The sequence below is a fragment of the Kribbella sp. NPDC059898 genome, assembly GCF_042730855.1.
GTDB lineage: Bacteria > Actinomycetota > Actinomycetes > Propionibacteriales > Kribbellaceae > Kribbella.
Genome location: NZ_JBHWKR010000006.1, coordinates 154,748 through 170,082 on the forward strand (window position 1 = coordinate 154,748; position 15,335 = coordinate 170,082).

Sequence of the window (15,335 nt, forward strand, 5' to 3'; positions counted from 1 at the left end):
TGCTCCGGCCGCACGGTCAACCGCACCTCATCTGGCCCGGCAGGGCACCCAAACCCGCCCGCCGATCCGATGCCCGGCCTGGAGGCACCGCTCGGGGACCAGGTGGTTCGGCGGGTGCGGAGGGGACTAGGCGTCGGCGAACCAAGCGAGCATCTCGCCTCGCAGCCAGCACCGACCAACCCCGGCCGCATGCAGCGACGAATGCTCGAACACGCTCACCCCGAGAACGCTGTGCCCCGAAGCCTTCCGATCGCCGTACGTCGGAACCCCAGGCGCCACCCCGACCCCCTCGACCGACACCCACGCCACCGGCCGTCGCGTCGCCGCCTCGTCGAGCCGCTGCAGGAACCGCAACCGCTCCTCGAGCCCCAAACTCGACAACACCCACGTCGTCATCACCACCGGCAGTACGCCGTCCGGCACCCGCGCGATCGCCTCCGGCAGCACCTCGACGACCCCACCCCGCACCACCTCCGGCGGATCCGCCGCAGCCAACGCCAACTCCGCCTCCAGCCGCGCCGACCGCTCCACCTGGTCCGGCGGCACACACGCCCGCAACCACCGCGCCTCGTCCGCGTCGGTCACGTCCACGAGCTCATCGCCAACCGCAACCCGAGCCACCACCTCCGGCACGGCGGTCGACGGCACCAGCCCGTCCCCAACCACCGAAGCCGAGACCTGTACCGCAGAATCCGCAGCCCCTAACAACTGGCCACTGCCGTACGAGATCCCGACCCGATCCACCACCAAGTTGAGCCCAGCCGCCCGCCCAACTTCAATCAACCCGACCGCTCTCGCGCCAACCCGCCGCGCAACCTCGGCAACCGCCGGATACAGCACCGCGTGCCGCCCGCCCTCGTCTCCCCGAACCTTCCGCCCCATCACCCGCTCCAAGACGAGTCCCCCCGTCTCCACCATCACCTCAACCGCCACCTCCGCGGCCGATCTCGGACCATCACCACTCGCCGCACCGCGGAGAGGAGCGACAGGGGCTGTGACCTCGGAAGCGTTCGAGACACCGAACGCAGCAGTGAGCGCCGGGGACTGCCCCGCGAGCGCGAAGTCATGCAAGGCGGCCAGGACCAGCGTTGGGCTGCGCCGGCGTGATGGAACGGCCTCGATCACACGCAGAGCCTCGTCGGACTCGCTCAGTGCGATCGCGATCTGACCGTACAGCGGCGAGCCCTTCTCGCCCTCGGTTTCACCGAATCGCCGGTACACGTCAGCGAGCGTTCGCCCACGAGCCCGTGCCTTCCCACCACTCGACGCTGGCATTTCAGCGAGTCTAGTCACGCCCGCTCGCCTTGGTCGGTCATGCATGCTGGTCAGCTCCTGGTGTTGAGTACGAGTACAGGTTGCGACGTGGAGGTGGCGAGTGGCTCAGGACAGGATCGGAACGGCGGTCGGCCGGTTGGTCGAGCTGTTGCTCGAGCGTGGCGTGACGCTGGCCACGGCTGAGTCGTTGACCGGTGGGATGGTCGGTGCGGTTCTGACGGATGTGCCGGGGGTGTCGGCTGTGTATCGGGGTGGTGTGGTGGTTTACGCGACCGACCTCAAGGCCAAGCTTGCAGGTGTGCCGGACGAGCTGCTGGCCGCTGTGGGGCCGGTCCACCCGGATACGGCCGCCGCATTGGCCACTGGTGTGCGGGAGCGTTTGGAGGCGGACTACGGCCTCGCCACGACCGGTGTGGCCGGACCGGACCCGCAGGCGGGGATCGAGGCGGGGACGGTGTACGTCGCGGCGGCCGGCCCGCGCTCCGTGCAGGTACGGAAGCTACAGCTGTCCGGGGACCGGTCAGCTGTCCGGCGGGGGAGTGTCCAGGCCGTCCTGGAACTGGGAGCGGAAGTTGTGGCGGAAGAACTCGACTGAACGGCGTGTTAGGACCAGCATGGTGACAGGTAAGGCAGACTTGCACGGCGCACCGAAGGTGGACATTGCGAGGGGTAGTGACCCAGCAACAGGTACCGTTGGTTCCTACGGCCGAGCTACCGTGCGAGTAGACGTGGCCGGACAGGCGGAAGGGAGAAACCTCATGGTGCTGGTTCGTGGCCTGCTGGGCGACGTGCTGCGGCGTAAGCGGCTGCGCCAGGGGCGCACTCTGCGCGAGGTATCCGCCGACGCCCGCGTGAGTCTCGGCTACCTGTCGGAGGTCGAGCGGGGCCAGAAGGAGGCCTCCAGCGAGCTGCTGGCGGCGATCTGCACGGCACTCGACGTGCCGTTGTCGACGGTCTTCGCCGAGGTCAGCGAGGATCTGGCCCGCGAAGAGGCGCTCGTGCTGGCCCACCCGGCGATCGAGCCGGAGGTCGTGGCCTCGGCCGCCTGATTCGCGGCTCATCGGACACCTCGGTCGGAAGCCGGCCGGTCGGAGACGGGCTGGACCAGCGTGACGGGCCTCGGCCACACGAGCTGGAGTGCGGGCAGTGGTGGTTGCCCGGGCCGGCGGTACATGCTGTTGGCCAGGTGCAGATGCAGCTCGGAGTCGGGGAACCGGAGCAACTGGGCGGTGTGTGGTGGCGGAAAGAACGCCGTCAGGTCGTCACCCTCGTCGAACTCGGAACCTTCCAGCACCGCCCAGGCCAATGGCTTGAGGCTGAGGAACGCGTAGCAGGGCTCGCTCTCGAAGACGATGATCTCCGGATGCTGGTACTGACTGAGTCCCACCGTGTATCCGAACCCAGGGTTCCTACCGCCGTCGCCGGCGATGTAGGTCATCGTCCAGCCGTAGGTCTGGATGTTCTCCTCGATCCACCGCGAGTAGTCCTCGCTGGTCAGGTCACCGCACCTGTTGCACATCGCCTTCTCCTCTCGATCGAACATTTGTTCGATGCGCCAGAGAAGGTATCGGCGTTCTGCCGCTGCGGGGGAGTTGTCCACAGGGCAGTTTCGGCGGGAGGGCGGATCAGTCCTCGGGCTGGCAGGCCGGGCACCAATAGGTGACACGTTCGCGTGTCGGCTCGCCCAGATTTCCGGTGCGAATCGTCGCACCGCATCGTCGACAGGCATTGCCGGCGCGTTCGAACACCCAGGTGCGTTGACCGGGACGGTCCACTCCGGTGCTCACCTGGACGCCGTTCCGGACGTTGGCCTTGAGCAGTTTCCGGCTGAGGTCGACCGCGGCCGGTACGTCGACGTCCGAGACCGGGCGCCACGGGTGCAGGCCGAGCAGGAAGCAGACCTCGGTCCGGTAGAAGTTGCCGATCCCAGCAAGGTTGCGTTGGTCGAGCAGCGCTTCGCTGATCGTGCGCCCGGGGTCGGACTCGACATTGGCGATCGCCGTTGCGCGGTCGAACGACGGCGACAGCAGATCAGGTCCGAGATGCCCGACGACGCTGTCCTCGTTGTCGGTGGCGACGAGGTCGAGCACAGGCAGCCGGTAGCCGACCGCGGTCCAGCTCGACGTCTCCAGCACGGCGCGGATCTCGTGGGTCGGCCCGCCGCGCCAGCGCTCGCCGGGGCGGTACAGATGCCAGCTGCCGTCCATCCGGAAATGGCTGTGCAGCGTCAGCCCGCCGGACAGCCGCATCAGAATGTGCTTGCCGCGCGCAACGACCTCCAGCACGGTTCGCCCGCTCAGGTCGGTGGTCGCCAGCGACGGCACCCGGAAGTCGGTATGTACGATCTCCTGCCCGGCGAGGGACTGGTTCAGCCGCTTGCACGCCCTCCAGACCGTGTCTCCTTCAGGCATCTCGTCACGCCCGGAGCCGCAGACCCCGCGGGGTCGCGTGGAAGCCGGCCTTGGCGAGCGCGTCCCCGAAAGCCGTGTGCCGAACCTGTTCGCCGTCGGCTGTCTCGACGCTCAGCTTGCCCAGCTGACCGTCCCGGATCGCCAGCGCCAACGCGTCGACCGCGGGCTGCAGCAGATCGGATTCCTCGGTGAAACTCAGCACCGTCCGCCCGCCACGTTCGACGTACACGATCAGCTGGCCGTCGACCATCACGACCAGCGCGCCGGCCTTCCGGCCTGGACGGTGCCCGCCTGCGTTCTCCCGCTCGGGCCACGGCAGCGCAGCGCCGTACGGGTTCGCGGGATCGGACGCAGCCAATACCACGGCGCGTACGGTCGGCTCGTCGTCCTTACGGCCCCGACCTCCACGTGGGCCTGGCGGCCCGAGGGTCCGTTCAGGCTCTGCGGCAGGAAGCTCTGCGAGCGCTCGCAGCCGGTCGACCGCGCCGGGCAGCGCGAACTGGGCCGCGCCCAGCCCCGCAACGAAGTATCCGCGCCGGCATCGCCCGGACTCCTCGAACGCGCTCAGCACCTTGTACACCGCCGCGAACCCGCCAGGAGTCCGCTCGGTGATGACCGATCCGCGCGTCACGATGCCGTACCGGTCGAGCAGGGTCTCGGCCGCGGCATGCGCCCGCCGGGTCGTGTCCGAACTACGGGCCGGAAGCAACGACCACCGACCGCCCGCAGTCGGCGGACCGCCGCGTGCCGGCATCGACGGCCGTCCGGGACGCATCGGACGACCAGGCCGGGCGCGGGGCGTCGAACGGCGGGCTCGATGACTGCCACGGCCGCCGCCGACCAGCGAGCGGACCGGCGTCAGCGTGTCGTTGGTGAGGTGACCGGCCCAGACGAGATCCCACAGCACGCTGACCAGCGTCTCGTCGTCGACCACGCCGGAACTCGACCCGATCACATCGCTCAACTGCCGGAAGAAGAACGCGCCACCACCTGACAACGCGTCCAGGACCGCCTGGTGCGTGTCGCCCAGCTCGAACGCGGCATCCGGATCCGGCAACGTCAGATCGCAGTTGTCCGCCAGATGCAGCGACACCCACCCGTCCGTACCGGGCAACGAACCCGAGCCGGCCCACACCACCTCGCCGGTCGCGGTGAGCTCGTCCAGCATCGACGGCTGATACCCCGGCACCCGCGACGGCAGCACGATCGACTCGAGCGCCGAGGCCGGTACGGCGCAGCCGGCGAGCTGCTCGACCGCGCCGAGAAGTACGTCGTACCCGCGCCCGCGACTGCTCGTGACGCCCTGCCACGCGGGCAGGAAACGGGCGAGCGCGGATGGATCGACCGGCTCGACCTCCTTCCGCAGCGCGGCGAGCGAACGTCGCCGGAGCAGCCGGAGCACCTCGCTGTCGCACCATTCGAGCGCGATCCCACCCGGCAGGAACTCGCCCTCGACGACCCGCCCGGCCGCGCCCAGACGACGCAGCGCCTCGCTGACCACCGCGACGCCGATCCCGAGATGCGTCGCGAGATCGATCGCCCGGAACGGCCCGTGCGTCCGCGCGTACCGCGACACCAGATCGCCCAACGGATCCGCGACCGGCTCCGCGTGCGCCTCCGCAACCCCCGGCGGCAGCGGCACGCCGAGCGTGTCACGCAGCCGTGCGACATCCTCGACGACCGCCCATCGGTGCTCGCCCGCGATCCGCACGCGGACGACACGCCGCGCCGCCGCGAGCGACGTCAACCAGGTCTCCGCATCGGACCCGTCGACACACCGCTGGGTCGCTTCCGACAAGGACAGCGGGCCGATAATCCGCAGGACGTCGAACAGACCCTCGGCGTCCCGCGCCCGGCGATCCTCGGCCAGCCGTTGCAGCTCGGCCTCGGTGCGCAGTACTACTTCCGCATCGAGCAGTTCCCGAAGCTCGGTCCGCCCGAGCAACTCCGCCAGCAGGCTCTGGTCCAGCGCGAGCGCGGCCGCACGCTTCTCGGCGAGCGGGCTGTCGCCCTCGTACATGAACGCGCCCACATACCCGAACAGCAAGGACTTCGCGAACGGTGATGCCTCGGGCGTCTCGACCTCGACGACCGAGATCCGGCGCTCGCTGATCCCGGTCAGCAGGTCCTTCAACGCGGGCAGGTCGTACACGTCCTGCAGAACCTCGCGCAGCGTCTCCAGCACGATCGGGAACGACCCGAACTTGCTCGCCACACTCAACAGCTGCGAGGCCCGTTGCCGCTGCTGCCACAACGGTGACCGTCGTCCCGGATTGCGCCGCGGCAGCAGCAACGCGCGTGCCGCGCACTCCCGGAACCGGGCCGCGAACAACGCCGACCCGCCGACCTCGGTGGTCACCAGGTCCTCGATGTCCGCAGGATCGAACAGCACCAGCTCCGCACCCGGCGGCGCCTCGTCGGTCTCCGGCAGCCGCAGCACGATCCCGTCGTCGCCCGAGACCGACTGCGCGTCCATCCCATAGCGATCGCGCAGCCGCGCCGCGATCGCCAGTGCCCACGGGCCGTGCACCTGACCGCCGTACGGCGAATGCACGCAGACCCGCCAGTCGCCGAGCTCGTCGCGGAACCGCTCCACCACGATCGTCACGTCGTCCGGCACCCGGCCGGTCGCCTCTCGTTGCTCGGCCAGGTACGAGACGAGGTTGTTGGCGGCGTACTCGTCGAGGCCCGCGGTGCGCGCCCGCTCGACCGCCTTCCCGCTCGGTAGCGACGCCATCTTGCGGACGAACGCACCGGTCGCGGCACCCAGTTCGGCCGGACGCCCGACCGCGTCGCCCTTCCAGAACGGCAGCCTGCCGGGCTGACCCGGAGCGGGGGAGACCAGCACCCGGTCGTGGGTGATGTCCTCGATCCGCCAGCTCGACGCACCGAGCGTGAACACGTCGCCGACCCGCGACTCGTACACCATCTCCTCGTCGAGCTCGCCCACCCGGTGGTTGGTCGACTCGCCGATCAGGAACACCCCGAACAGGCCGCGGTCCGGAATCGTCCCGCCGCTCGTCACCGCGAGCCGCTGGGCACCCGGCCGCCCCGAGATCTCGCCGCTGACCCGGTCGAACACGATCCGCGGCCGCAGCTCCGCGAACTCGTCCGACGGATATCGCCCGGAGAGCATGTCGAGGACCCCGTCGTACGCCGATCTTGGCAGCGTGGCGAACGGGGCGCAGCGACGGACCAGGGCGAACAACTCGTCCACGTCGACCGCGTCGAGGGACACGATCGACACGATCTGCTGGGCGAGCACGTCCAGCGGATTGGCCGGGATGTGCAGGCTCTCGATCAGCCCGTCGCGCATCCGCTGCACGACGACCGCCGTGTCGATGAGATCGCCACGGAACTTCGGGAAGAGGACGCCCCGGGACACCGCACCGACCTGGTGACCGGCGCGACCCACACGCTGCAGACCGCTCGCGACCGAAGGCGGCGCCTCGACCTGGATCGCCAGATCCACCGCACCCATGTCGATGCCGAGCTCGAGGCTGCTGGTGGCGACCACACACGGCAGCCGGCCCGACTTGAGGTCTGCCTCGATCAGCGCCCGTTGCTCCTTGCTGACCGAGCCGTGATGCGCACGCGCGATCAACGGTGGCGCCGCGAGCGACCCGCCGGACTGCGCCATCAGCTGAGCCGGCGAGCCCAGCTCCGGTAGCTCCAGCTCGGCCCGCTCGGCGGCGATCTCGTTCAGCCGGGCGGTCAGCCGCTCGGCCAGACGGCGCGAGTTCGCGAAGACGATCGTCGAGCTGTGCCGACTGATCAGGTCGAAGACCTGCTCCTCCACATGCGGCCAGATCGAGGCGTGCTGTTGCGGCCCGGCCGCTGACCCGGACGTCTCCACCTCGGTCGCGGCCAGCTCGGCCATGTCCTCGACGGGAACGACGACGCTCAGCTCCCACTGCTTCGTGAACTTCGGCTGCACCACCGTGACCGCCCGCTCACCGCCCAGGAACCGCGCGACCTCCTCGACCGGACGCACGGTCGCGGACAGGCCGATCCGCTGCGCCGGCTTCGGCAGCAGCTCGTCGAGGCGCTCGAGCGTCAGCGCCAGGTGCGCGCCGCGTTTCGTCCCGGCGACGGCGTGCACCTCGTCGACGATGACGGTCTCGACGCCGCGCAGCGACTCGCGACCTTGCGACGTGAGCAGGAGGAACAAGGACTCAGGAGTGGTGATCAGTACGTCGGAAGGCCGCGTCGCGAACCGGCGCCGCTCGGCCGCGGGCGTGTCGCCGGATCGGACGGCGACCTCGACCTCGACCGGTGCCTCACCCAACCGGCGAGCCGTCTCGCGAATGCCGATCAGCGGCGCGCGCAGGTTGCGCTCCACGTCGACGGCGAGGGCCTTCAGCGGTGACACGTACAGCACCCGGCAGCGCAGCTTCGGATCGTCGGGCGGGGGAGTCGTGGCCAGCCGGTCCAGCGCCCAGAGGAAAGCGGCCAGCGTCTTGCCCGAACCGGTCGGTGCGACCACCAGCGCGTCCCGGCCCGCCGTGATCGCGTCCCACGCCTCGAGCTGGGCCGGGGTGGCCGCCTCGAAGACGTCGCCGAACCACGCCCGGGTCGCGGGCGAGAACCGGCTCAACGCGCTGGTCTTCTTCACGCCGACCATCTTGCCGGGTGCCGCCGACAGTTTTCACGCGCCGGCCAGATCGGGCTCCGTCGCCGACCGTGAGCACCCGCTTTCCGTCCGGTGCGCAGATTGTCCCCGTCGTCTGGAATGATCGGCGACATGATGAACCGCGTACGCGCAGCACTCGTCGTCGTGGCGTGCCTGGTCGGGTTGACCGGGTGCGTCAAGATCGACGGCGACCTGAAGGTCGGGTCGAACGAGACGGTGTCGGGCTCGATGCAGATCGGCGTCGACAAGCAGCTGCTGCAGTCCAGCGGCCAGTCCCTGGACAAGATCCGCCAGGAGATCGAGAGCAGCATCAAGTCGTCCGCGACCGAGGGCGTCAGTTGCAAGTCCTACGAGGACAGCAAGTACGTGGGCTCGGACTGCACCTTCTCGAACGTGCCCTTCTCCAAGATGGGCGGCGCGAGCCAGGACGGCATCGGCTTCAGCAAGGACGGCGACAAGGTCAAGGTCTCCGTGAACGGCGGCTCGCTCGGCAACAACCTGCCGTCGGGCAGCAGCCAGCCGGAGGTCAACGTCAAGATCACCATGCCGGGCAAGATCCTCGAGCACGACGACGGTGCGAAGGTCAGCGGCCGGACGGCGACGTACGACAGCCTCGAGAAGCTGGGGAAGATCTCGCTGACCTCCGAGGCCGGCGGCGGGTTCCCGGGCTGGGCGTTGATCCTGATCATCGTGGTCCTCGTGCTGGTGATCGCCGCGGCGGTGTTCTTCATCCTGCGCAGCCGTAAGGGCAAGGGCCAGCAGGGCTACGGTCAGCCGTTCCCTGGGCAGTATCCGGGGCAGCCTGGGCAGTACGGCGGTCCGGGGCAGTACCAGGGACAGCAGCAGTACGGGCAGCCTGGTCCAGGGCAGTATCCGGGCCAGCCGGGGCAGTACGGCGGTCAGCAGGGGCAGCCTGGTCAGTACGGTGGTCAGCCGGGGCAGTACCCGGGTCAGCCGCAGCAGGGCCAGCCCGGGCAGGCGCCGTACGGCGGTCAGTCGGGTTCGCAGCCGCAGTACCCTGGGCAGCCGCAGCAAGGTCAAGGGCAGTGGGGTGCGCCGCAGCAGGGTCAGCAGCCCGGGCAACAGCAAGGTCCTGGTGGCTGGGGGCAGCAGCCGGGGCAGGGGCAGCAGCCCGGCCAGCGGCCGCAAGGTCCGCAGCAAGGACAGCAGTACGGTCAGCAGCCGCCGCAGCAGGGCGGCTGGGGGCAGCAGCAGGGTGGTCAGTCAGGCCCTCAGCAGGGGCAGCAGGGTGGTTGGGGACCGCCGAAGGACGACGACGGGCAGGCATGAGACTGACTGAGTTCTGGGCACGGATGGATCACCATCTCGGACCCGCGTACGCACGGACCTGGGCAGAAACCCAGGTGGTCCAGGAGCTCGGCGGCCGTACGGTGGTCGAGGCCTTGGACGACGGTGAGGCCGCCAAGTTCGTTTGGCGCGCCGTGTGGGCGCACCTCGACCTTCCGCCCAGCGAACGCTGACGGCGCCCGCTAGCCGCCCCATCCGGTGCGGGCGGCCCAGTCCTCGGCCGGCAGATAGACGAGATCGCAGACCGGGTCCTTGAGATCGGTGTAGTCGCCGAGCTCCAGCCCGAGCGTCGAGGCCTGCTGCTTGAACACGCCGTACGCTCGCGCCGTCTCGGGATGCGCGCGCAGATAATCGCGGAACAGGAGCGCGTAGCGCTGGTTGGCACGACCCGCCACGCGGACGTGCAGATTGACTCGGCGCCGGTACATAGGCTCGACCAGCATCCGCTGCACCCATTGACCCTCGTCCGTGGGCAGGCCGGGCACCGGGTGGTCGCGCCGTGGCGGGCGAAGCTCCCAGTCGGCGGCGACCATCCGCTCGGCCACGTCGTCGAGCTCTGCTTCGGTGGCGACCGTGACCTGGATGTCGAGGATGTCCTTGGCGGGCAGGCCGGGCACCGAGGTGGACCCGATGTGGTCGATCCGCTGCGCCAGCTCGCCGAGCGCACCGCCGATCACGTAGGCGGTTTTCTGGTACTGCGCCGGCCAGGTCTCGTCCGGCCTCACGACGACGATCCCAGTCATGCGGAGATCATCTCAGTACGGCGATGCCCCGCCCAGCGGTCAGATCGGTTTGACCCGGAAGGTGCTGTTGGCGAGCAGGTCGCCCGCCTCGTACGCTGCTTTCCGAATGCCCTTGCGCTCGTCGAAGAACCCGCCGACGACCCCGACGCCGGGCAGCTTGCCGATGAACCGGGCGCCGAGGCTTCCGCGCGGCCGCTCCTCGAACACCTCGCTGAGCCCGCCGAACAGCTTGCTGAGCCGCCAGACCAGCCGGACGCCTTTGCGCAGACCCATGTCCGTCGAGACCTCGTCGAGCCCGAGCTGGTCGGCGACGTCGTCGCCCGCGACCACCGGGTCGTCGTACTTGAGCACCTCGTCCGGCGTGATCGGGCGATCGGTCAGGACCCGGATGATGACCGACGTACGGTCGGCATGCGCCTCGACGCCGTACTCGCGGCAGACCGCGCCGATCACCATCGCCTGCACGGCCGCGCCGAGGGTGTCCTTCATCGGCAGCCGGTCCGCTGCCGCGCCGCTGAGCCGGGGGAGTCCGGCGACGATCGCGGCGAATCCGCCGAGGCGCTCGACCCACCAGTCGCAGCGCTTGGCGAGCGGGAGGGCCGGCCACTCCTCGTGCCCCGGGACCTTCATCTGGAGCAGCCGGTCGATCGCGAGGATCAGGCCTTTCTCGGCGAGGTTCGGCTGCTCCTGCTCCGAGTACTCCGTCAGGTAGCTGCGGATGCCGAACGGGTCCTGGGTACGGAGCGCGTCGAGGACGTGGTCGATCCCGAGCTCGACCCGGCTGACCGCCAGGACGACCGCGGAATCGGGGACGTCCGGCCGGTCTGTCACGCCCGCAAGAGTAGAGATCCGGTGGGTCAGCACGGCTGCTGGGTCAGGCTTCGGCGTGTCAGTTGTGATTCGAACACGTGTTCGGGATACTTTGGTCTCCGGAAGGTGCTGGGGCGGCCGAGTTGTCCACAGATCCGAAGTGGCGACGAAAACTGTCCGAGGCAACGAATACCTTCTCTTGCGACAACGAAAGTTCCTTCGGGCGGCAGCCCTGGATTATCAGATGGGTCAGGTGGCAGTCACATGGCGAGTGCAGCGAGCGCGACGAGTGCGGAGCGCGCGGCGGCCGATCGCGAGAAGGCGCTTGCGACCGCGCTCACGCAGATCGAGCGGCAGTGTGGCAAGGGTTCGGTGATGCGTTTGGGGGAGCAGAACAGGCCGCCGATCGAGGTCATCCCGACCGGGTCGATCGCGCTCGACATCGCGCTCGGGATCGGTGGTCTGCCACGCGGCCGCGTGGTGGAGATCTACGGCCCGGAGTCCTCCGGTAAGACGACGGTCGCCCTGCATGCGGTCGCGAACGCGCAGCGGGCCGGCGGGATCGCGGCGTTCATCGACGCCGAGCACGCGCTCGACCCGGAGTACGCGCGGAAGCTGGGCGTCGACACCGACGCGTTGCTGGTCTCGCAGCCGGACTCGGGTGAGCAGGCGCTGGAGATCGCCGACATGCTGGTCCGCTCCGGCGCGATCGACATCGTCGTGATCGACTCGGTGGCCGCACTCGTGCCGCGCGCCGAGATCGAGGGCGAGATGGGCGACAGCCACGTCGGTCTGCAGGCCCGGCTGATGAGCCAGGCGCTGCGGAAGATGACCGGTGCGGTCAGTGGAACGAACACGACCGCGATCTTCATCAACCAGCTGCGCGAGAAGATCGGCGTGATGTTCGGCTCCCCGGAGACGACGACCGGTGGTAAGGCGCTGAAGTTCTACGCGTCGGTGCGGCTGGACGTGCGCAGGATCGAGTCGCTCAAGGACGGCACCGACGTGGTCGGTAACCGGACCCGCGTCAAGGTCGTGAAGAACAAGGTCGCCCCGCCGTTCAAGCAGGCCGAGTTCGACATCATCTACGGCCAGGGCATCAGCCGCGAGGGCAGCCTGCTCGACCTCGGCGTGGAGCAGGGCTTCGTCCGCAAGGCCGGCGCCTGGTTCACGTACGAGAGCGACCAACTCGGTCAGGGCCGGGAGAACGCGCGGAACTTCCTGCGCGACAACCCCGACCTGGCGAACGAGCTGGAGAAGAAGATCATGGAAAAGATGGGCATCGGTCCGACCCTGGACCAGCCGGCCGCCGCGGCCGAGGTCGATGTCGACTTCTGATCGACCCTCCGCGGGCGGCAGCGTCCCTCGGCAGCCCACAGTTGCCGAGGACGCCGCCCCCGCGGCACTGTCCCTGCCCCACGACGAACGCCTGGCCTTGGCCCGCAAACTCCTGGCGCAGGGCGCGTCCGGCGCCGCAACCTCCTCCGCGGGTGAGCCCGCCGAGAACACGTCGTACCGTCGCGCAGCGTCCCGGCGGGTCGCCGAACAACGCAGTACGACGCAACCCGGCGACGGCGCACCCGAAGAATCGCCCCGCCGTGGGCGAAGGAGCCGCTCGCGCGGACGCAGTCCTGCCGCGGACGAGACCCTGGTGGACAACGACGGCTTCGGGGAAGCCAGCGACTGGAGTACGACGCGTCGACGCCCAGGCTCTATCCGCCGGACCGCCGGCACGGTGGATCCATGGGACGAGCCCTCGACGGACGACGCTACCCCGGCCCGGACCGGACGTAAGCCGCGTCGACGGGACGAATCTCCTCAGTCCAACGCCGAGCCGTTCGACGGGGAGCCACCGACCACCCGGCCGGCGAGCCGCCGCAGGACACCGCCTCCAGCCGCGAAGCTGGTCAATCCGTGGGGCGACGACGACCAAGTAAACCGAACCTTCAAGACGCAGGCCGCCAACCGCCTCGCCGAAGCCCGCGCCTTCGCCGACGACAAACCCTTCGAGCCGGCCGCCGACGCGCCGTCCCCACCCACCCGCGACGCATCATCCCCACCCACCGACGACAAGCCCGCCCCACACACCACCGACCGTCCCCACGACACCACCGACCGTTCCCATGACGCCCCTCGCGGCATCAGTTCCCCCGAGCCCGAGCTCAGGACCACGCGCGAGCCGAAGTCCGCGCCCGAGATCGGACGCGAGCCCGCGCCCACCTCCACGCCGGGGACGACACACGAGCCCAGGACCGCGCAGCCGTCGGCCACCCACGAGCCGACGTCCGCGTCCAACACCACGCACGAGTCCGCGCCCACGTCCGAACCAGGGCCGACGCGCCAGCCCAAGACCATGCCCGAGCCCGGCACGGCGCACGAGTCCGAGTCCAGGCGCGAGCCTGCGTCTGGGGCTCCGCTTGGGTCCGGGGCGGCGCATGAGCCCGAGTCCAGGCGCGAGTCCGAGCCTGGGGTGGCGCGTGAGTCTGGGACCACGCCCGAGCTTGAGCCGGGGGCGGCGCTCGAGTCCGAGTCCAGGCGCGAGCCTGCGTCTGGGGCTCTGCTTGGGGCCGGGGCGGCGCATGAGTCCGAGACTCGGCACGAGCGTGAGCGCGGGGTTGCGCTTGGGGCCGGTGCCGGGCGCGAGCTTGGGGCGGCGCGAGAGTCCGAGACCACGCGCGAGCTTGAGCCCGGGGCGGCGCGTGGGTCCGGGGCCGGGCGTGAGCCTGAGGCTGGGGATGCGCTTGGGTCCGGGGTCACGCGCGGCCTCGCGCCTGCGGCGGCGCGTGAGTTCGAGACTGGGCGCGAGCCGGAGTTGGGGACGACGCACCAGTTTGGGGCCACGCGCGAGTCCGGGGCAGCGCGGTGGTCCGGGGCCAGGCGGGATTCTGAGATCGCGGCCGCGGCGGTTGACGACGGGGCACGTCGCTCAGGAGCGTCGCTCGAAGGCGGGTTGTCGCCGACGACCCGCGAGGCCGACCTCACCGGCACCACGCAGTTCGATCCGTGGGCGGATCCGGACGAATCTGCGGAGATTGTCGAGCCATCGGCCGACGGTCGAGTCGAGTCGCCCGACGCTGTGCGGGGCCGTGGCGCGCTGAAGCGATCGGCGACAGCTGCCACGACAGCTGACTCGGCGGTTGACCCGTGGGGGGACTTGAGTGATGCGGTCGGGGCGGGTGGGGGTTCGGCCATCTCGGGCCGCGGTGAGGTGGGCCGTACTCGGGCGGAGACGTCCTCGGCGTCTGGCGGAGCCTCCCGGGGCGAGGGGGACGAGACTTTGGACGGTCCCGCGGCGGCCGCGCGCCCGGAGCGTGTTGATCAGAGCACACCGCGACGTGACGCGGCTTCGGGTGGTTCGGCGGGGAGTGGGGTGGGGGCTCGGCGGCGGCGGACGATGGGTGGGGGGTTTGGGCGGTCCCGGAGGCGGCGAGGGGATGAAGAGCCGGGGGCTGCGGATCCGGGGATGGATCAGGATGCTGATCCGTATTCGGTGGCCCGGACGATCCTGCTGGACAAGTTGACGGGGCAGCCGCGGACGCGAGCCGAGTTGGCGGATGTGCTGGCGGATCGGGAGATTCCGGACGAGGTGGCCGACGAGGTGCTGGATCGGTTCAGCGATGTCGGGTTGATCGACGACGCGGCGTTCGCGAACGCGTGGGTAGAGTCGCGGCATCGTGGGCGGGGGCTGGGGAAGCGTGCGCTGGCGCAGGAGCTTCGCCGGCGTGGGGTGGACGATCAGTTGGCGCGGGACGCGCTCGAGGAGCTCGACCCCGAGCAGGAAGAGCAGACGGCGCGGGAGCTGGTACGGCGGAAGCTGCGGTCGATGCGTTCGCTCGAACGGCAGGTGGCGATGCGGCGCTTGCTCGGACTGCTTGCCCGCAAGGGATATCCGGGCGGCTTGGCGATGACGATCGTGAAGCAGGAACTCGACGCGAGCCACGAGGAGTTCCCGTTGCTCGACTCCTCGGGGCTGGAAGTCGAGTAGTCGCGCGCGTCTGATCCATGCCGGTGTCCTGCCAACGATGGCTGGGCAGCCCAGCGCTCGACCCGGGTGCTGCTTGAGCGCTCTCGATCGTCTGCAGCGCGGCCGCCCACAACCCCCGGCAGTTGTCGGGGGTGTCCGCCCGCTCGCTAGCTGGGACAGGCGCGGGCGGA

At 70.0% G+C, this 15,335-nt stretch carries 12 protein-coding genes; 6 read left to right on the forward strand and 6 right to left on the reverse strand.

Annotation, left to right across the window (positions count from 1 at the left end):
* Nucleotides 1-126: 126 nt before the first annotated feature.
* Nucleotides 127-1,275, reverse strand: coding sequence for a DUF2332 domain-containing protein (locus ACFV9C_RS20615; protein ID WP_380195772.1), 1,149 nt, complete (start codon nucleotides 1,273-1,275; stop codon nucleotides 127-129).
* A 100-nt stretch (nucleotides 1,276-1,375) separates the two neighbouring features.
* On the opposite strand from ACFV9C_RS20615, the gene ACFV9C_RS20620 reads away from it, so the two are divergent.
* Nucleotides 1,376-1,870: a CinA family protein gene (locus tag ACFV9C_RS20620; protein WP_380195773.1), complete on the forward strand. Its 495-nt coding sequence runs from the start codon at nucleotides 1,376-1,378 to the stop codon at nucleotides 1,868-1,870.
* 163 nt (nucleotides 1,871-2,033) lie between these two features.
* Entirely contained in the window at nucleotides 2,034-2,324 is a 291-nt protein-coding gene (locus ACFV9C_RS20625; RefSeq protein ID WP_380195774.1) for a helix-turn-helix domain-containing protein, read from the forward strand.
* Nucleotides 2,325-2,332: 8 nt separating this feature from the next.
* Here the strand turns inward: ACFV9C_RS20625 and ACFV9C_RS20630 are convergent, their stop codons facing one another.
* The 3 genes from ACFV9C_RS20630 to ACFV9C_RS20640 all read right to left on the reverse strand — a co-directional run bounded on the left by ACFV9C_RS20630 (nucleotide 2,333) and on the right by ACFV9C_RS20640 (nucleotide 8,310).
* Nucleotides 2,333-2,818, reverse strand: a complete 486-nt coding sequence (locus tag ACFV9C_RS20630; RefSeq protein ID WP_380195775.1) for a DUF4262 domain-containing protein — start codon at nucleotides 2,816-2,818, stop codon at nucleotides 2,333-2,335.
* Between the two features lie 82 nt (nucleotides 2,819-2,900).
* The gene (locus tag ACFV9C_RS20635) at nucleotides 2,901-3,686 is read right to left on the reverse strand and encodes an Fpg/Nei family DNA glycosylase (protein ID WP_380195776.1); all 786 of its coding nucleotides are present in this window, start codon (nucleotides 3,684-3,686) and stop codon (nucleotides 2,901-2,903) included.
* A 4-nt stretch (nucleotides 3,687-3,690) separates the two neighbouring features.
* Nucleotides 3,691-8,310, reverse strand: coding sequence for an ATP-dependent helicase (locus ACFV9C_RS20640; protein WP_380195777.1), 4,620 nt, complete (start codon nucleotides 8,308-8,310; stop codon nucleotides 3,691-3,693).
* A 120-nt stretch (nucleotides 8,311-8,430) separates the two neighbouring features.
* Here ACFV9C_RS20640 and ACFV9C_RS20645 point away from each other — a divergent pair, with 120 nt between their 5' ends.
* Both ACFV9C_RS20645 and ACFV9C_RS20650 read left to right on the forward strand, forming a co-directional pair.
* Entirely contained in the window at nucleotides 8,431-9,609 is a 1,179-nt protein-coding gene (locus ACFV9C_RS20645; RefSeq protein WP_380195778.1) for an LppM family (lipo)protein, read from the forward strand.
* Nucleotides 9,606-9,800 carry a DUF3046 domain-containing protein gene (locus ACFV9C_RS20650; RefSeq protein ID WP_380195779.1) on the forward strand — a complete coding sequence of 65 codons (195 nt, stop codon included), beginning with the start codon at nucleotides 9,606-9,608 and terminating at the stop codon, nucleotides 9,798-9,800. The genes ACFV9C_RS20645 and ACFV9C_RS20650 overlap by 4 nt, the downstream gene beginning before the upstream one ends.
* Nucleotides 9,801-9,809: 9 nt before the next feature.
* On the opposite strand, the gene ACFV9C_RS20655 is transcribed toward ACFV9C_RS20650, so the two are convergent.
* Nucleotides 9,810-10,370: a GrpB family protein gene (locus ACFV9C_RS20655; RefSeq protein ID WP_380195780.1), complete on the reverse strand. Its 561-nt coding sequence runs from the start codon at nucleotides 10,368-10,370 to the stop codon at nucleotides 9,810-9,812.
* Nucleotides 10,371-10,409: 39 nt separating this feature from the next.
* Nucleotides 10,410-11,201, reverse strand: a complete 792-nt coding sequence (locus ACFV9C_RS20660) for a hypothetical protein (RefSeq protein WP_380195781.1) — start codon at nucleotides 11,199-11,201, stop codon at nucleotides 10,410-10,412.
* 243 nt (nucleotides 11,202-11,444) lie between these two features.
* Between ACFV9C_RS20660 and recA the strand changes: the two genes are divergently transcribed.
* Complete coding sequence (recA, locus tag ACFV9C_RS20665) at nucleotides 11,445-12,518, forward strand: recombinase RecA (protein WP_380195782.1); 1,074 nt, start codon at nucleotides 11,445-11,447, stop codon at nucleotides 12,516-12,518.
* A 2,125-nt stretch (nucleotides 12,519-14,643) separates the two neighbouring features.
* Complete coding sequence (locus ACFV9C_RS20670; RefSeq protein WP_380195783.1) at nucleotides 14,644-15,165, forward strand: regulatory protein RecX; 522 nt, start codon at nucleotides 14,644-14,646, stop codon at nucleotides 15,163-15,165.
* The last annotated feature ends 170 nt before the right edge of the window (nucleotides 15,166-15,335 follow it).